This window comes from Adhaeribacter sp., from assembly GCF_057359045.1.
In genome coordinates this window covers 46951-64526 of the sequence record NZ_JBMQUD010000124.1, presented here as the reverse complement: position 1 = coordinate 64526, position 17576 = coordinate 46951, and the positions used below count along the sequence as shown (strand labels likewise).

The window sequence follows — 17576 nt, the reverse complement described above, 5'->3', positions numbered from 1 at the left end:
CCGACTCCTCTCTTTTTCAATTACCTTTACTTATGCTTTCCATATTTATTATCTGGCTGTATATAGTCATAGTATCTTTTCCGTATGGCTTATTATGGTTAGGCATTTTAGCTAGAACAGGGTGTATAAATCAGAAAACCTCTATACCCATAGAAATAATTTTAGTGGCTGGTGCTGGTGTTTTATCGGTTCTGATTAGCATAGTCCATTTGTGGTTACCCATTTCTCTCACTGTGCATGGGATAATACTTGCGGGTGGTTTAGGAATATTATGGTCTGAGAAAAAAAATATACTCCCGATATGGCGCAACCAGGAAGTAGCTATGCAGTTTGTTACACCTTACTTTGTTATTCTATTTATTTTATTTCTTCTGATTTTAATTCACGCGCCGCAATTAGCCATCAATCCTGATACCGGACTCTACCACGCCCAAACTATCCAATGGTTTCAGCAATATCCAATTGTACCGGGCTTAGGTAATTTGTATTTCCCGTTAGGTTTAAATTCGCACGCGCATGTACTAATGAGCTTTTTTAGTTTTCCTTTTTTAAGGTTGCCCCAATTTCACCAAGCCTGGAGCAGCTTTATTTTTTTCGTTTACAGCACTTATGCTTTGCGTGAAGGTTTTAAATGGCTACCAATTAAACCAGCCTTTTCTCTTTATTATTTTGTCTCCTTGTTGCTGGGCCTTGTATTTTTCCGGGATTGGATATCTTCTCCCACCCCGGATCCGGTAATTATGTTCTTCTTCTTTATTTTATTTGGTCTTTTATTAACGGCTAATAAAACAGAAGACCTAAATTGGCAAACTGCGTTTGTGTTTTTCCTGTTGCCAGTATTAATCAGTTTTAAGCTTTCTTCTTTATTGGGCAGTACCCTTGGGCTTGCCTGGTTCCTACTATTTAAGAAAAGTATTACTTCTAAAATGGTAAAACTTATTTTTCTCCAAGGGATAATTGTATTAGCCCCTTTCCTACTCAGAAATGTTATTTTATCGGGCCACCTGCTATATCCTTTACCCGGCTTGGATGTATTTAACTTAGATTGGGAAATACCACAAGCAACTGTGCTGGATTACCAAGTAGGAATCTCTACATTTGCCCGCGTGCCTACCGCCTTGTATGTAGACTATATTGATAAACCTATTAAAGTCTGGTTTCCGGTTTGGTGGGTAAATCAAAACGGCATAGATAAGATATTTTTAATCCTTTTAGGAATATTACTGCCCTTTTTTTTGGTACAAGCTTTTAATAAAATTCGCCATAAAACCAGCCAGACCATAAGTATAATTTGGCTAAGCACTTTTTTGGCAACTGTTGCCTGGTTTTGTTCGGCCCCGGCAGTCCGGTTTGGTTATGCTTTCCTGGTTCCTACATTATTAATTGGCTTGGTTTTACTAAATTCAAATTTATGGCGACCCAAACTAGTGTTTTGCTTGGCAATTTTACTAGGTTTGTATGGATTAAATGGCATTTACAAGCAAATTAACCGCGGCTCCTTAGCGCTTGTTTGGCCTATTAAGTACCGAAAACCCTTAATCCAAATCAGGCAAATAGGCAAAATAAAAACAAAAGTAGCCTATGCCGATAACCGCTGTTGGAATGAACCTTTACCTTGCACCAGTTCAGATCCGCATCCGGGGTTAGAAATGCGCGGTAAAAATTTAGCCGATGGATTTAGAACAGCTAAAGATTAGTATCCGTGAATTAGTAAAATTCTGTTGTACTTAATCTACCTGAATTTAGTAAAACGTACATGTTGCAAAAGCCAAAATACAGTTGGATTATCTATTTGTTAACTGCAATTATTTGTCTGGTAGCCCGCCAGCATCTCTTATTCAACATTGGGTTAACTGATTATGATTCAGTACGAAACTGGCAAATAGTACAAGAAATTGGTGGCGGAAATTTCCAAAACCTCTTCCATCATGCCAGCCCCGGCTTCTTTCTGTTTTTTGGCATATTTGCCGTTCTATTTAAAGGTACTTATCTGTTTATTTTTTTAAATACCTTTTTTAGTATTGGTGCAGTTCTTTTACTAATCCGCTTCTTTCACAAAAACTTTGCAGCACCGCTGCCCGAGGCTTGTTTAACCGGACTGATTTTTGGCTTATCTGTATTTACCGTAAGCGCTGGACGCAATTTTTCAACCGAATCTATCAGTTTATTCTTATCCATGCTGATGATTGAGCGCTATTACATCCGCCTAATCCATAAGAATAGAAAAGCTTTGTTGCAAGCCGCTGGCTATTTAGCCCTTGGATTAACCATAAACTATAAATTATTATTAGTGTTACCAGTAGCTCTAGTGCTGGAAATATTTCAAAGAGACGGGCTGCTCAACTTCAGAACTTTAATAACCATAGGAATAATTCTGGCACTTCCTTACGTAATATTTGGCATAGTAGCTGTATTTATAAATCAGCCTTTTTACCGCTTACCGGCAGCGGTGCTGAGCATTAATAATCCGACAAAACCCAATCCGGCACTACGAACTGGCCGGTTTAATTTTGATTTTCTTTACTATTTCAGGTATTTTCTGGATTTTGAATTACCTCTTTTAGTTCCGGCACTCATTTTGTTCCCTTTTCTTTTCAAGGACAAGCTCTTTCTTAAGAGTTCTCAGACAGGTCTAAATGCATACCAGTTCCTATTTTTGGTAGTATACTTATTCTTTTTAGGAATGCATTTACTATTAAAAGCGCCACGTGGACTAACTTTTATTTTCGGACCTATTTACTTTATCTTTTACCTGGTGCTTCATCGTCTTGTAACTACCCGATGGCTTTATTTAATTTTGGTTATATCTATTAGTTATCAAGTTTGGAAACTTCAGCAGGAGATTTATGCTTATTCGGATACCTCCTATGATGAAGTAGCTGCTTTTTTAAAACGAAACAAAGTAAAAAAAATAGCTACAACAGTAGGTCGTAATTTAATTCCTTTTGCCCAAGCACAAGGCATAGAGGTAACACCAATATTTTCTGAAGAGGAGCTTAAACAATTAAAAAAAGAAGGTTATGAATATATTTTGCTCGATGGTTATTATAGAGTAGCCAATATTAAAAAGTTTGAAAAGCTGGAGCAACTAACAGTTATAAAAACTTGGCCCGAACCTACTGTATTGGCTCCAATCATATTTCTGGATCATGCCGAGTTTACTGGGCTAACCTATGCGCAAATATTAACTTCTCAGCGCCATATTGCTCAAGATTCTGTACAACTACGCTTATTGTCTGTTCCATAAACCTATCATGATTTTCTTTTATATAGTTATTTATAGTTGATAATTACTTTACTAGATATTAAATCTTTTACTGGCACATGATTCGGTTTATTTCTTATAAAAACATAGATAAAACTAAGTGGGATGCTTGTATCAATCAATCAAAAGAAGGAACGCTTTATCTATTATCATGGTATTTGGATATTGTATATCAGGAATGGGATGCCGTTATAGATGATGAAGCAACGAAATATATAACCGTTATGCCTTTACCAGTAAAGCGGAAATGGGGATTGAAATATGTAGTGCAAAACCGGCATACACAGCAATTAGGAATTATTTCAATAAAAGAAAACGTTACACCTACTTATTTCCACTCAATTATTCTAAAGGCGAAAGATAATGCTGCCTACATTGCCAGTTATGCTTTTAGTGTAGCAAATTCTTTTTTCTTTACTGAAGAGCAATTTTACCTGAAAGCTTATACTTATTACCTGAACCTGAACCGCCCTTATTCAGATTTAATTAAAAACTACAGCCAGAATCAAAAACGCAATATCCGGAATGCTGCTCAAAATCACTTAAAAATAGTAGAATCTGATAATATTCAACCTTTGTTAATATTATTCAAAGAAAATACTGCGCATAAATTTAAAGGCAAGTTCTCTGAAGATGAGTATCTTACTATACAAGCCTTATTTTCGGCTGTAACAACTAGAGGAATGGGTAAACTTTATTATGTCTTATCAGAAAATGAAATTTGCGGCGGAGCACTATTTTACTTTTATAAAAACCGAATTATTTATCAATTGGTTAGTTCTAATGAACAAGGCAGGAAAAATAATGCCGCCAGCTTTTTATTAGATTATATTATTAAAGCCTATGCCGGCACTCATAAAATACTAGATTTTGAAGGTAGTGCCGTACCTAGCTTAGCTCGGTTTTATGGCAGTTTTGGTTCAGAGCCTGTGGCTTATAATATTATTTACTACAACCGTTATAAAATTATCACTGATTTTGTAAAGAAACTTACCCGAAGCGTAAAAACCGGTATTTAAATATTTTAGAATGCCAAGTCTAAACAATACCTTTTACTACTCCCTAAAATAAATTCTTAATCTAATTATTTTAAACCTTCAATTTCCTAATACAAAAATAATTACTTAATTTTGCAGCCTTAAAAAAGACGGACGGGTTCCGTCACTTAACAAAACGTTATTTATTATGCCTGTTAAAATCAGACTGGCCCGCCGGGGCCGCAAAAAAGCTGCTATGTATGATATTGTAGTAGCTGATGCCAGAGCGCCACGGGATGGCCGCTTTATTCAAAAATTAGGAATTTATAACCCTAACACCAACCCTGCTACCATCAATTTTGATGAGAACAAGGCTTTTGAGTGGGTTATGAACGGTGCCCAACCTACCGACACGGTAAAAGCCATGTTGTCTTACAGAGGCATTTTGTACAAAAAACATTTGCAGATTGGCGTAGCCAAAGGTGCTTTAACCCAAGAGCAAGCCGATACTAAATTTAACGATTGGAAAGAAGCCAAAGAAGCTAAAATCCAAGGCAAACGCGATACCCTGAGCCAAAAACGTTCTGATGCAGCTAAAGCGGCTTTTGCTGCTGAGCAAAAAGTAAACGAAGCCCGGGCCGAAGCCTTACGTAAACGCGCCGACGAAGCCGCTAAAGCTGCCGCGCCAGCCGAAGAAGGTGCTGCCGATGCCGAAGCTGCTGCTCCAGCCGAAGAAGCTCAAGCTTAATTTACCTTTTTAAGCCATGAACATTGACGCCTGTTATCATTTAGGTTACATCGTCCGGACGCATGGCGTAAAAGGTCAGGTAGTCGCATTTTTTGATGTTGACTACCCCGAAGATTACGAAGAATTGGAATCAGTTTTCCTGCAGTTAAACGGGAAACTGGTTCCTTTTTTTATTCAGGCCTTGGATCTCCAACCCAACGGCCGCATTATTATTAAATTCGAAGACGTAAATTCTATTTCGGAAGCCGAAAAGCTAAAGAATATTGCGCTTTACCTGCCCCTCGACCAACTGCCCGAACTCGACGAAGACCAGTTTTATTTTCATGAAGTAATTGGTTTTACCGTAATAGATGAGCAACTGGGCCAACTGGGTACCATCCGGGAAATCTACGAAATGCCTTACCAGGATTTAATGGCCATGGATTACCAAAACGTGGAAGTACTTATTCCGGTGCAGGACGAATTAATTTTACGGGCCGATAAAGCCGAAAAAAAATTATATGTAAACCTACCCGAAGGTTTAGTAGATATTTACACCCATCCTACCGGTCCGGAAGACGAAGGTGAGCGGGGCGAAGAAGACGGAGAAGATGCGGTTTGATATTATTAGTTGCCAGCCCGATTTATTAACCAGCCCTTTTAGCCATTCTATTCTTAAACGCGCCCAGCAAAAAGGTTTAGTAGAAATAGAAGTACACGACCTGCGTCAGTTTGCTATAAACAAATATGGCCAGATAGATGATTATGCTTTTGGCGGCGGGGCCGGCATGGTGATGATGATAGAACCCATTGCCAAGTGCATTGCGGCTTTGCAAGCCCAGCGCACTTACGATGCCGTTATATACATGACCCCCGATGGCGAAACGCTGCGCCAGCCTTTGGTAAACCGCCTATCCTTATTTCAAAATGTAATAATTTTGTGCGGCCACTACAAAGGCGTCGACGAACGGGTCCGTCAGAAATTTGTTACCCACGAAATTAGTATTGGCGATTACGTTTTATCTGGCGGTGAGTTGGGTGCGGCTGTTTTAACCGATGCCATTATCCGGATTTTGCCTGGGGTCCTCAACGACGAATCATCGGCTTTAACCGATTCTTTCCAGGACGGCTTGCTGGCCCCGCCGGTTTATACCCGGCCCGCCGATTATGAAGGCCTAAAAGTACCCGAAATATTACTTTCCGGCGATACGCCCAAAGTAGAGCAATGGCGGTTTGAACAAGCCATAGAGCGCACCCGCCAGCGCCGCCCAGATTTGCTTAAATAACCTTTCTAAACCGCACTTTGGCCTAGGTTACTTAAGGCAGAGCCGCCCATTTAAAGGTTACTAGCGATAAACAACTGAGCCAAAACAACTTTCTTTAACTAGCTAGCGGCCATAAACCCATACCCTACACAAAAAATATTTAACTGCTACTATTTTTCTACAAAAAAAGTTTATATCTTTGCACTCCGAATTTTGAAGAAGATACTATAGCCATAATTACAATAGCCATGAGCAATATTTTAGATGTATTAAACAACGAATATCGTGAGCAGCGGGCCGGCATTCCTGATTTTGCGGCAGGCGACACGGTAAACATTCACGTTAAAATCCGTGAAGGTAACAAAGAAAGAATTCAGCAGTTTCAAGGCGTTGTAATTCAGCGTAAAAACGTAAATACCGCCGGCGAAACTTTCACCGTGCGTAAAGTATCTAACCAAATTGGTTTAGAGCGTATTTTCCCGCTGCTTTCTCCTAACATCGAAAAAATTGAACTGGTACGTCGTGGTAAAGTAAGACGCGCGCGTTTGTTCTACCTGAGAGGTCTTTCTGGTAAAGCTTCCCGGATTAAAGAGCGTCGCTATAAAACAGCGTAATAAAACAGATATTCCTTATTTTCAAAAGCCAGTCTTATTTAGACTGGCTTTTTCTTTATTTTAGCTTTTCCAGAAAAGTGCTTTTCTCCGGCAGGGTGCTTAAATTCCGTTAAAATCAGCGTAGGGCTTTGCGGCCTCCAAGCTGGCCTAATCTACCCGGTATTTATGAAATACGTTATCGCCGTTTTACTTTTAATTAATTTCAATTTTACCGGTCGGGCCCAGGGCTACTGGCAACAAGAGGTAAATTATAAACTAAATGTAACTTTAAACGATAAAGAACATACCCTAGCGGCCTATGCCCAGATAGAATATATAAATAACTCGCCAGATGAGCTTACTTTTATTTATTTCCATCTGTGGCCTAATTCGTATAAAAACAATACCACTGCCTTTGCGCACCAACAACTAATAAACAATAAACGCGATTTTCAGTTTGCCCTCGACAGCCTCCGGGGTTATATAGATAACCTGGATTTTAAAGTAAACGGACAAGCCGTAAAGTTTGAACCGGATGCACAAAATATTGATATTGGCAAATTAATCCTGAACCAGCCCTTGCCCCGTGGGGGTAAAATAACCATCACTACTCCCTTCCGGGTTAAAATACCAAATTCTTTTTCGCGGCTGGGCCACGTGGGGCAATCTTACCAAATTACCCAATGGTACCCCAAACCGGCCGTTTACGACCGCAAGGGCTGGCACCCGATGCCTTACCTGAACCAGGGTGAATTTTATTCAGAATTTGGCAAATTTGAGGTAAATATTACGTTACCAACCAATTACACGGTGGGGGCTACCGGCGTACTGCAAAATATTACCGAACGCAACCGTCTGGATAGTTTAGCGTCCCTTACCGAAAATAAAACTTCTTTTACGGCGGCTGATGATGCCATTCCGCCTTCTGCTGCACAAACCAAAACATTACGGTACGTGCAGGATAATATTCATGATTTTGCCTGGTTTGCTGATAAACGGTTTAATGTATTAAAAGGCGAGGTAGAATTACCGCAGTCTAAAAGGAAAGTTACTACCTGGCTCATGTTCCTGCATAAAGATGGCGCCGCTTGGGTTAAGAGCCAGAAAAACATGCGCGATGCCGTATATTATTATTCGCTCTGGAACGGCGACTACCCTTACGCCGAAGTTACTGCCGTAGATGGTGCACTAAGTGCCGGCTCCGGCATGGAATACCCCATGGTTACCGTTACCGACCCGGAGGCCCTGGTACACGAGATTGGGCATAACTGGTTTTACGGCATTTTAGCCTCTAACGAACGTAAACATCCCTGGCTCGACGAAGGCGTAAACTCTTACTACGAATTCCGACTCGGGCAACTCACCAACCCTAATTATGGCCAGTTGGGTGTTTTACTGAGTCCTGGTCGTATTAAAAGATTTAAGTTGGAGAATATTCATAGCACGGCGCTAAATTTATTGTTGTACCAAATGGCTGCCAGTCGCGGCTTAGACCAACCCATAGATGCCCCTTCTGAAGTTTATTCTGGGGCTAACTACGGTAGCATAGTTTATATGAAAACCGGCGTGGTGCTGCAATATTTAGCTAATTATTTAACCCAGGCCCGGTTCGATGCCGCTATACAAGCTTATTACCAGCGCTGGCAGTTTAAGCACCCTTACCCCGAAGATTTACAAGCAGTTTTTGAAGAAACAACCGGCGAAAAACTCGATTGGTTTTTCCGGGATATCTTGCAAACCACCCAACGCGTAGAAGTTAAATTAACCGACTTAAAACAAACCAGTACCGACATACAGGTAACGGTTAAAAATCAGAATAATTTGCTGGCCCCGGTGCCGGTTACCACGCGCAATGCCACCGGTAAATTACTCGAAGTAAAATGGACGCAACCCGGCAAGGCCGAACAACAGCTTACGTTTAAGCGCCAGGACGTTTATGAAGTGTTTGTTGATCCGGGATATTTTTTACCGGAACTAAACCGCCAGAATAACCGCTTGGCCCTGGCCGGTTTTATTAAATCGGCCGAACCGCTCCGGCTACAATTGCTGGCGGGTATTGAGCAAGCAAACTTTAAGCAAATTTACTTTGTACCGGCTTTGGGCTATAACACCCACGATCGTTTAATGCTGGGTGCCGCCTTTTACAACAGCGCATTGGTTCAGAAAAAGCTTAATTACCTGGTTATGCCGCTTTATAGTTTTGGTCAGAAAGATTTGCGGGGCATTGCCAATGTTAACCTGCGTTTACTACCCAAAACAACTTTTCAGGCGGTGTCAATCAACCTAAATGCCCAACGGTTCGAGCGGTTTTTAAAAATGGAACCAGGTATAAACTTTCATTTTCCACGGCATCGCGCCGGGGCTAGCCAACAACAACTACAGCTAGGTTTAACGGCTATTCATTTGTACGAGCCCAGATTAACGTTAGAACCCAATCCAGCTACTACCGCCCACGCCGATCTAAAGTATACTATTCCGTGGATCCGTTACAGTTATCAGCGTAAAAATGCCTTGCAGGAATTTAATAGCGTATTAACCTTGGATGTGCTGCCTACCGACTCTACCCGCAACGGTGAAAAACTAGCAGGTGGCCCGGTAATTGCCGGAAAACTGATGCTTAGCTACGAACGTTATTACGCAGCGCATAAAAAAATTAAGGTGCAGTGGTTTGGCGGTAACTTCTTTGGAAATTCTCAAAATATTCCGGCGTGGTTTCAGATAGGTTTAAGCACCAGCCTCGACTACAAAAAAGAGACTATCTTCCTCGACCGTTCGCAACGGAAATCATCGTTACAGGCTTTTGCCCGGCAAACCGATGGTAAAGATGGTGGGTTCCGGAACTACGTGCCGGTTTTTACCGATCATTGGCTTACGAGTTTAAATATTACCGGCGATATTCCGTATGTACCCTTAACCGCCTACCTCGATTTAGGAACTGCTTACAACACCCACAAATTATATTACGGCACCGGTTTAACGGTACTGCTGGGCGGTAATTTGGTTCAGGTGTACTTACCGGTAGCCGGCAGCAATTTTAGCCAGGGGGTACCCCGCAGTTTTAATCAGTTCCGTGATAATATCCGGTTTCAGTTACAACTAAACACCCTTAACCCTTTTGGGCAACTTACCCATGCATTACGTTTATAATCTACGCCCGTGGCCGCTCCTGCTTTGCTTTGTACTTTTAACCAGTTGCAAAACTGATTACCAGAATCTACCCGCATTTTCGGCGCAAAAACAATTGCAAGTGGTAGTACTTACGCCAGCCGGCAGCAACCAACTCCAGGCCTACGATCCTCAGAAAAAAGTTTTTACCCAGGCCCAGGTAGCTGGCCTACCGGCTAAAATAGATTTTTTATCGTGTCCGGGTAACCTGGGCTTTATTCCGTCTACTGCTTATAAAAACACCGAAAATACCACTGAAACCCGTTTACTGGAAGCCTTGGTACTCTCCGAAAGCCAGCCAACCGGCACCGTACAGGAAGTAATACCCATTGCTACAGCAGTATTATTTACAGAATCAGTAAAAGTGCCCGTAATAATTGCCGTACCGGCTCGCCCCAGCGAAAGAATTATTTCGGTAATGGATTTAGCCGATTTAAAGCAACAGTATCCAGCCGCCCAGGCTATCTTACAAAAATGGTTTTCTTATTCTAAACCGCCGCAGCCAGCCAAAGTGGTAGAATGGTTAAACCAAAAAGAAACAGAACAGCTAATCCGGCGTTGGCTTAAATAATTATTTCATAAAAAAACGGTTTAAACTTAGTTATCAATCAGAATTATCAGACCAAATTGTTCTAAGTTCGTATTTCTTAATCTTTGTTAAACAGCTTAACCTGATAACCAGAATAGGTTTGTTTTAAAAAGCACAGCTTAAATAAAATTAATATAGGAAGCCTGAACAATAATTTAGGAAAATTGGCCACTTACCAGAATTAAACCGGTATTTAATACAAAATATTTATATTACTTCCCTATTCGAACATTATAACACACCCGCTTGTTAAAAAGCTATGAAGGTAACCGTTTGTAGAAAAGAACATTTTAATGCGGCCCACCGCTTGTATAATCCGGCTTGGAGTCAGTCTAAAAATAACGAGTTTTTCGGCAAGTGCAGCTACCCCAATTATCACGGCCATAATTACGAAGTAATTGTTAAACTTACGGGCACTGTAAACCCCGATACTGGCTACGTGTACGACCTTAAAATATTGAGCGACCTAATCCGCAAAGAAGTTATTAATAAATTTGACCACCGGAACTTAAACCTGGATACCGAAGATTTTAAAAATTTAATACCAACCGCCGAAAATATAGCCATCGTTATCTGGAACCGGCTTCGCCCCCACATAGCCGCGGATTATAGTTTAGGTATAACCTTATTTGAGACTGAACGAAACTTCGTAGAATATAATGGATAAATACGATCTGGACGCCGACGAAACGGCGCCCGAACATCTTAATTCTTCGTTGCATACCCCTTTGCGCGAAGATGCTTTTAAAATGACCGATGACGTAAAAATTGAGCTCATCGAAAAACATTTCCGGGAAATTATGTACGTTCTGGGCTTGGACCTCACCGACGACAGCCTGCAAAATACGCCGCGCCGGGTAGCTAAAATGTATGTAAACGAAATTTTCAGGGGCTTGAATCCCGAAAATAAACCGCATGCCAAACTCTTCCAAAACCGGTTTGCATACAACCAAATGCTGGTAGAACGCGATATTACGCTTTATTCTTACTGCGAGCATCATTTTGTACCCATTATTGGCAAAGCCCACGTGGCTTATATTCCGGATAAACACGTGGTAGGTTTATCTAAGCTAAACCGCATTGTGCAGTACTACGCCAAAAGGCCGCAAGTACAGGAACGCCTTACCATGCAAATTGCCAATGAGCTTAAATCTACGCTGTTTACCGATAACGTAGCCGTATTTATTGAAGCCGACCATTTGTGTGTAATGAGCCGGGGGGTAAACGACGTAAGCAGCAGTACTATCACCACCGAATATTCTGGTTTATTTCAGCAGGAGCAATACCGCAACGAGTTTCTGAATTACATTAGAAAATAGCCGTACCACCTTGCACCAAGCTTAAACACGTAAATTATTTCCATTTACTTTTAAAGATATCTGCCGTACAAGCATTTTTAACCAGTTGCTTCGATACTTACTACCAAATATGAAATAATGTCTGGAAGAATATTGATAACCGGGGGAACCGGTTTAATCGGAAGCCGCCTTTCCGAAATGCTCATCGACCAAGGTTATGAAGTAGCCCATCTCAGTCGGCAAGCCAATACCAAAGCCCGCTATAAAACTTTTAAATGGGACCTGGATAAGAACTTTATCGATGATAAGGTGCTTTACTACGCCGATTACATTATAAACCTGGCCGGCGCGAGTGTAGCCAGTGGAAAATGGACACCCGAACGGAAAAAGGAAATAATAGATAGCCGGGTAAAAGGCGCCCGCTTGTTGCGTAAATGCCTCGACCAAACCCAACACCACGTTAAAGCCTTTATTTCGGCTTCGGCAGTAGGTATTTACGGCGATACCGGCGACCAGGTAGTGACCGAAGAAAGTAATTACGGCAACGATTTTCTGGCCGACGTAACAAAACAATGGGAATCGGCGGTTTGGGAAATTCACGAATTAAATATCCGAACTTGTATTTTCCGGATTGGTATTGTACTGAGTACCAGAGGCGGAGCGCTGCCCCAAATGGCCCGGCCAATAAAATTAATGGCAGGTGCCCCATTAGGCTCAGGCAAGCAATATTTTTCCTGGATTCATATTGATGACTTGTGCCGGCTTATCATTCAGGCAGTAGAAGACTCTAAATACCAGGGCGTTTATAATGCCGTAGCCCCCAACCCCGTTACGAACCAGGAATTTACTAAAACGCTGGCCGAGGTAATGCACCGCCCGCTTACCGGTTTAAAAGTGCCGGCCTTTGGCTTAAAGATGGTACTGGGCGAAATGAGTGAGGTTTTACTCGAAGGACAGCGCGTTAGCAGCGATAAATTATTAAAACAAGGATTTACTTTTGAATACAACCATTTGCAAGAAGCTTTACAACAATTTTATTCTTCTGAACGCGCTTAAATACATCAATATTAACCAAACGGCAGATTAGCTAACAGAATAACACGGGTAGGCAATAATTATAATTTTGATGTACAAACAGTAGCCTTTTTGAGCAGTAATCTCTCCTAATATTCCATACAAGCAAACTAAAAAGCGCGGGCCTTACTTTCTTCTGAAAGTAAGGCCCGCGCTTTTTAAAACTTTAGAATTATTGTAACCCTTCTATCGGTAAGTCGTTTAGTTCTTCCAGCATTAAATCGGTTCTTAGCGTATCGGGTTTTGGTACAGCTATTGGGCGCGGCGTTGGGCAGTTATAATTCTTTCGGATTTTAACTGCGGCTTTAGGGAAAGGGCCCATTTTATAACCTAAATCCTGGTTCTTATAAACTTTTTCCATATATGCCCCAAAAATAGGCAAAGCCACTTTAGAACCTTCGCCGGTATCGGATGTGCGGAAGTGAATACTGCGGTCTTCGCCCCCAACCCATACGCCCGAAACCAAGTCTTTGGTAATGCCCATGTACCAGCCATCGGAGTAATTAGAGGTAGTACCGGTTTTACCTCCAATTTGGTTGCCTTTTTTCCAGAGATCGTATTCCCATAGGGCCTGCGAAGTTCCGCCGGGCTCTTCCATACCACCTTTTAACATGTGCACCATTAAAAAAGCCGTTTCTTCACTAATTACTTTTTTCTGTTTGGGCGCAAATTGCTGAATAATATTTCCATTCCGGTCTTCTATCCGGGTAACGAACATGGGTTGGCTCCAGAAACCATTGTTTACAAAAGTAGCATAAGCGCCCACCATATCATACACCGATACGTCGCCGCCCGATCCCAAACCAATAGACGGTACGGCTTGTAAAGGGCCTGATATTCCTAACTTTTGGGCGTATTCAGCCACTTTTTCCCAGCCTACTCTTTCGGTAAGTTGGGCCGTAACCGAATTAACTGATCGAGCCATGGCTTGCCGCAAAGTCATGTTTATACCGGTATAAGAGCGGGTTACGTTGTCGGGTTGCCAGGTCATGGGCTTACCGTTTTCTACGTAATTAATGGTCACCCGCTCATCGCGAATACGGTCGCAGGGCGAGTAACCGGTATCAATAGCTGTTAAATACACAAAGGGCTTAAACGTAGAACCGGGTTGCCGGCGGGCTTGCCGCACGTGATCGTATTTAAAATATTTAAAGTTAATGCCGCCTACCCAGGCTTTTATCTGGCCGGTAAAAGGGTCCATGCTCATCATACCGGCGTGTAAAAAATGCTTGTAGTACGCCAGCGAATCCATGGGGCTTAAGGTAGTATCTTTTTCGCCTTTCCAGGTAAATACCCGCATTTTCCGGGGGGTATTCATCAGCTCATCTATTTTGGCTTGGTCGTTGCCGTAAACACGTTTTAACTTCTGGTAATAAGCGGTGCGTTTGGCCCGGTCTTGAATAAAATTTGGAATTTCCTTGTGTTTTTCGTCGGTCCAGGGATTTTTGCCTTTCCAGTGCCGGTAAAATTTGGCTTGTAAACTGCGCATTTTTTCGGTAACGGCTTCTTCGGCCAGGGCCTGCATACGCGAATCGATGGTGGTATAAATTTTAAGCCCGCTGCTGTATACATCATATTTATCGTAACCGGCCCTTTCGTTTTCTTTTTCGCACCACTGTTTTACAAATTCGTTTACTGCGCCTCTAAAATAAGTTGCCGGACCATCGTAATGATTCTCTACATGGTATTGCAGCGCAATCGGTATTTTGCTTAACGAGTCGGCCTGGGGTTGGGTAATAATGTTGTACTTGGCTAATTTACTAATAACAAAATTACGTTTTTCGAGCGCCGCCTTTGGGTGAAACCGGGGACTGTAGCGCGTCGGGGCATTTACCAAGCCCACCAACATGGCGGCCTCTTCGGTTTTAAGGCTGTCCGGCGAGGTATTAAAGAATGTTTTAGCGGCCACTTTTACCCCAAAAGCATTCGAACCAAACTCTACCGTATTCAGGTACATGGTTAGGATTTCTTCTTTGGTGTAATTACGCTCTAAACGGATTGCAGTGAGCCACTCTTTGGTTTTAGAGATTACGGTACTTACTACCGGTATATAACCCAAAAGCCCTTTGGTTTCTTTACGACGGGTTTTGTAAAGGTTTTTGGCTAATTGCTGAGTTATGGTACTACCACCCCGCTTTTCGCCGCGGGCAGTAAAGTAAAATACCGATAAAAGGGCCCGGGCATCTATCCCGGCATGCTCATAAAACCGGACATCTTCGGTAGCTACCAAAGCCTTAATTAGCATAGGCGAAATTTTAGCGTAGTTTACCGGGCTCCGGTTTTCTGTAAAATATTTGCCTATCAGTACACCATCTGAAGTATATAATTCCGACGCTAATTCGGTGGTAGGGTTTTCTAGTTTTTCGGTACCGGGTGTGTCGCCAAATAAAAATAAAAAATTAGTGGAAACACAAAATATGTAAATAAATAAGGCGGCTAAACCTAGCGCAAATAATCGCCACATATTCCGGATTACGGATTGGTAGCCTTTTTTTTGTTTAGCTGGTGCTTCTACGGACATGCCTGCAAATTAAACCCAAAAGAGCCACCAGAATGGCTCTTACTCAAAAATTTTACAAATATAATTTAAGGGTTTTTACTTTGTAGTAAAATGTACTTAAATAAAATATCTTATCCTGCGAGATAAGGCGTATTTTTTCTAACAAAATATTTAAAATAAAAATCTCTTTGTTTAAATAAATTTTGCCCGGAATATCCTTAATCAACGTAAAAACCAGAAACTTATTCTTATTTGCTTCCCTTGACCCAACGTTATCATTTATTTGAATTTGAAGACCAAGCTTGGTTTCCGGATTTTCTGCGGCAAAACATGATGGATTTTCTGCGGTTTTCTATTAGTACGCTGCGGGTTTATGAGCCCATTGTGCCTTTATTACAGGAACTAGTAAGCAAAGCGGCCCGGCCCGAAATTTTAGATTTAGGTTCGGGCGGTGGTGGCGGCATTATTGGGGTACACCAGGCTTTAACTAACCAGATGCAACGGCCCGTGTCCATCCTACTGAGTGATTTATATCCCAATATTCCGGCATTTGAGTTGGTAAAAAAAGAAACTAAAGGTGCCATAGATTACGCTCCGGAACCCATAGATGCCACCAACGTGCCCAGCCAGTTTACCGGTTGCCGCACCATATTCTCAGCTTTTCACCATTTCCGGCCCGCCGTTGCCCAGGCTATTCTGGCCGATGCAGCCCACAAGAGAGTACCCATTGGTATTTTTGAAGGGGCCAGCAAAAGTTACCTCGAAATATTGCTGGCCATTCTGCTGTTTCCATTGGTATTTATATTTGCGACGCCTTTTATGCGCCCGTTTCGTTTAAGCCGGTTTATCTTCACTTATTTAATGCCGTTAATACCTTTGTGCACCATTTGGGATGGTTGTGTATCTATTTTGCGGCTTTACACACCTGCCCACCTTAACAAACTGACAGCGGGTATACCGGTTAAAGATTACACCTGGCGTACCGGCAAAATAAAACATAAAACCGGCCTGCAAATTATTTACCTGATTGGCTATCCAGTTTAACTTTACTGGTTAACAATGGGTATTTAAGCTTATCTGGGTTTGATTAAAGAATAATTAGGCTACCTAAAAGTTTTAACAGATGAAAGCTTTAAAGCCGCTTCATTCCACTTTAGTTTTAAAATGACTATTATTGATTACCGTTTATTGATAACTGTTCATTGTTAACTACCTCTGTTCATGCGCGATGCTTTTAAATTAATGCGAATACCCTTTTCGGTTTACCTGATGCCGGTATTCTGGTTTGCGCTGAGTGCCCTAACTGATTATAGTGTTATAAAAGCAGTGGCCATTTTCGTCATTATTCATGGTTTGGTTTACCCGGCCAGCAACGGTTACAACTGCTACTTCGACCGCGACGAAAGCAGCATAGGCGGCCTTAAACATCCTCCTCAGGTTACCCAAAGCCTTTTTTGGTTAGTAGTAATATTCGATTTGCTGGCCATAATCAGCAGCTTGTTTTTATCGGTACCATTTGCGGTTTGTATTGCAATTTATTTACTGGTTTCCAAAGCCTATAGCTACGATAAAATCCGTTTGAAAAAGTACCCGGTGATTAGCACTTTGGTGGTAATATTTTTTCAGGGCGCTTTTACTTTTTTTATGGTGCAGGTTGGCTTAGGTTTATCGTTTAACCAAATTTTTAACACCTATAATATTTTATTAGCTACAGTCAGTTCTTTGTTCTTGTGCGGCTCGTACCCCTTAACCCAGGTTTACCAACATACCGAAGATGCCCGGCGCGGCGACCAAACCATTAGCTTACTGCTGGGCATAAAAGGCACCTTTATATTTGCAGGAACAAGTTTACTCCTGGGTAGCGGTTTACTTTTATTTGCTTATTTTAATTACAACCAAGTGCAAAATATTTTAATATTCCTGCTCTGTACAGCCCCTATTCTGTATTTCTTTAGCCGCTGGTTTTTAAAAGTAAGGCAAAACCTGGCCGAAGCTAATTTCGAAAATACCATGCGCATGAATAAAATATCGTCGTTAGCCATTAGTTTGGCCTTTATTCTAATAATAATATTGTAATTGGTTTTAAAATTTAAATATTAAAAATTAAACTATAACCTTACCGC

General features: G+C 41.5%; 15 protein-coding genes. 14 read left to right on the top strand and 1 reads right to left on the bottom strand.

The genetic code is table 11. From position 1 onward, the window contains the following. The first annotated feature begins 32 nt into the window (after positions 1–32). The 12 genes from ACO1R6_RS19165 to ACO1R6_RS19110 all read left to right on the top strand — a co-directional run bounded on the left by ACO1R6_RS19165 (position 33) and on the right by ACO1R6_RS19110 (position 12935). Entirely contained in the window at positions 33–1697 is a 1665-nt protein-coding gene (locus ACO1R6_RS19165) for a DUF8201 family protein (RefSeq protein ID WP_486266693.1), read from the top strand. Between the two features lie 59 nt (positions 1698–1756). After that, positions 1757–3247: a hypothetical protein gene (locus ACO1R6_RS19160; RefSeq protein WP_486266692.1), complete on the top strand. Its 1491-nt coding sequence runs from the start codon at positions 1757–1759 to the stop codon at positions 3245–3247. Positions 3248–3324: 77 nt separating this feature from the next. Further along, positions 3325–4284 (top strand): GNAT family N-acetyltransferase, encoded by a 960-nt coding sequence (locus ACO1R6_RS19155; protein ID WP_486266690.1) that lies wholly within the window; start codon positions 3325–3327, stop codon positions 4282–4284. A 166-nt stretch (positions 4285–4450) separates the two neighbouring features. Next, on the top strand, positions 4451–4990 hold the full coding sequence (locus ACO1R6_RS19150; RefSeq protein WP_486266689.1) for a 30S ribosomal protein S16: 540 nt from the start codon (positions 4451–4453) through the stop codon (positions 4988–4990). A gap of 16 nt (positions 4991–5006) precedes the next feature. Further along, positions 5007–5591 (top strand): ribosome maturation factor RimM, encoded by a 585-nt coding sequence (rimM, locus tag ACO1R6_RS19145; protein ID WP_486266688.1) that lies wholly within the window; start codon positions 5007–5009, stop codon positions 5589–5591. Then, positions 5581–6255, top strand: coding sequence for a tRNA (guanosine(37)-N1)-methyltransferase TrmD (gene trmD / locus ACO1R6_RS19140; RefSeq protein WP_486266687.1), 675 nt, complete (start codon positions 5581–5583; stop codon positions 6253–6255). The genes rimM and trmD overlap by 11 nt, the downstream gene beginning before the upstream one ends. A gap of 227 nt (positions 6256–6482) precedes the next feature. After that, positions 6483–6848 carry a 50S ribosomal protein L19 gene (rplS, locus tag ACO1R6_RS19135; protein ID WP_486266686.1) on the top strand — a complete coding sequence of 122 codons (366 nt, stop codon included), beginning with the start codon at positions 6483–6485 and terminating at the stop codon, positions 6846–6848. 165 nt (positions 6849–7013) lie between these two features. Next, positions 7014–9974: a M1 family metallopeptidase gene (locus ACO1R6_RS19130; RefSeq protein WP_486266685.1), complete on the top strand. Its 2961-nt coding sequence runs from the start codon at positions 7014–7016 to the stop codon at positions 9972–9974. Next, positions 9958–10563 carry an inorganic diphosphatase gene (locus tag ACO1R6_RS19125; RefSeq protein WP_486266684.1) on the top strand — a complete coding sequence of 202 codons (606 nt, stop codon included), beginning with the start codon at positions 9958–9960 and terminating at the stop codon, positions 10561–10563. The genes ACO1R6_RS19130 and ACO1R6_RS19125 overlap by 17 nt, the downstream gene beginning before the upstream one ends. 277 nt (positions 10564–10840) lie before the next feature. Then, complete coding sequence (locus tag ACO1R6_RS19120; protein WP_486266683.1) at positions 10841–11248, top strand: 6-pyruvoyl trahydropterin synthase family protein; 408 nt, start codon at positions 10841–10843, stop codon at positions 11246–11248. Then, positions 11241–11900, top strand: coding sequence for a GTP cyclohydrolase I FolE (folE, locus tag ACO1R6_RS19115; protein WP_486266682.1), 660 nt, complete (start codon positions 11241–11243; stop codon positions 11898–11900). Before ACO1R6_RS19120 ends, folE begins: the two co-directional genes overlap by 8 nt. Before the next feature lie 117 nt (positions 11901–12017). Continuing rightward, positions 12018–12935: a TIGR01777 family oxidoreductase gene (locus ACO1R6_RS19110; protein ID WP_486266681.1), complete on the top strand. Its 918-nt coding sequence runs from the start codon at positions 12018–12020 to the stop codon at positions 12933–12935. 190 nt (positions 12936–13125) lie between these two features. Here ACO1R6_RS19110 and ACO1R6_RS19105 read toward each other — a convergent pair whose 3' ends face one another. Beyond that, positions 13126–15474 (bottom strand): penicillin-binding protein 1A, encoded by a 2349-nt coding sequence (locus ACO1R6_RS19105; RefSeq protein WP_486266680.1) that lies wholly within the window; start codon positions 15472–15474, stop codon positions 13126–13128. Positions 15475–15714: 240 nt separating this feature from the next. Here ACO1R6_RS19105 and ACO1R6_RS19100 point away from each other — a divergent pair, with 240 nt between their 5' ends. Continuing rightward, complete coding sequence (locus tag ACO1R6_RS19100) at positions 15715–16497, top strand: class I SAM-dependent methyltransferase (RefSeq protein WP_486266679.1); 783 nt, start codon at positions 15715–15717, stop codon at positions 16495–16497. Positions 16498–16674: 177 nt separating this feature from the next. Further along, positions 16675–17529 (top strand): UbiA family prenyltransferase, encoded by an 855-nt coding sequence (locus ACO1R6_RS19095; protein ID WP_486266678.1) that lies wholly within the window; start codon positions 16675–16677, stop codon positions 17527–17529. Positions 17530–17576: the final 47 nt, after the last annotated feature.

Excerpts from the sequence above, each read along its gene's own strand:
- ACO1R6_RS19160 (WP_486266692.1), top strand. The coding sequence starts at position 1,757 with ATGTTGCAAAAGCCAAAATACAGTTGGATTATCTATTTGTTAACTGCA.
- ACO1R6_RS19155 (WP_486266690.1), top strand. The coding sequence starts at position 3,325 with ATGATTCGGTTTATTTCTTATAAAAACATAGATAAAACTAAGTGGGAT.
- ACO1R6_RS19150 (WP_486266689.1), top strand. The coding sequence starts at position 4,451 with ATGCCTGTTAAAATCAGACTGGCCCGCCGGGGCCGCAAAAAAGCTGCT.
- ACO1R6_RS19130 (WP_486266685.1), top strand. The coding sequence starts at position 7,014 with ATGAAATACGTTATCGCCGTTTTACTTTTAATTAATTTCAATTTTACC.
- ACO1R6_RS19165 (WP_486266693.1), top strand. The coding sequence starts at position 33 with ATGCTTTCCATATTTATTATCTGGCTGTATATAGTCATAGTATCTTTT.
- rplS (WP_486266686.1), top strand. The coding sequence starts at position 6,483 with ATGAGCAATATTTTAGATGTATTAAACAACGAATATCGTGAGCAGCGG.
- ACO1R6_RS19125 (WP_486266684.1), top strand. The coding sequence starts at position 9,958 with ATGCATTACGTTTATAATCTACGCCCGTGGCCGCTCCTGCTTTGCTTT.
- rimM (WP_486266688.1), top strand. The coding sequence starts at position 5,007 with ATGAACATTGACGCCTGTTATCATTTAGGTTACATCGTCCGGACGCAT.
- ACO1R6_RS19105 (WP_486266680.1), bottom strand. The coding sequence starts at position 15,474 with ATGTCCGTAGAAGCACCAGCTAAACAAAAAAAAGGCTACCAATCCGTA.
- folE (WP_486266682.1), top strand. The coding sequence starts at position 11,241 with ATGGATAAATACGATCTGGACGCCGACGAAACGGCGCCCGAACATCTT.
- ACO1R6_RS19120 (WP_486266683.1), top strand. The coding sequence starts at position 10,841 with ATGAAGGTAACCGTTTGTAGAAAAGAACATTTTAATGCGGCCCACCGC.
- ACO1R6_RS19095 (WP_486266678.1), top strand. The coding sequence starts at position 16,675 with ATGCGCGATGCTTTTAAATTAATGCGAATACCCTTTTCGGTTTACCTG.
- ACO1R6_RS19110 (WP_486266681.1), top strand. The coding sequence starts at position 12,018 with ATGTCTGGAAGAATATTGATAACCGGGGGAACCGGTTTAATCGGAAGC.
- trmD (WP_486266687.1), top strand. The coding sequence starts at position 5,581 with ATGCGGTTTGATATTATTAGTTGCCAGCCCGATTTATTAACCAGCCCT.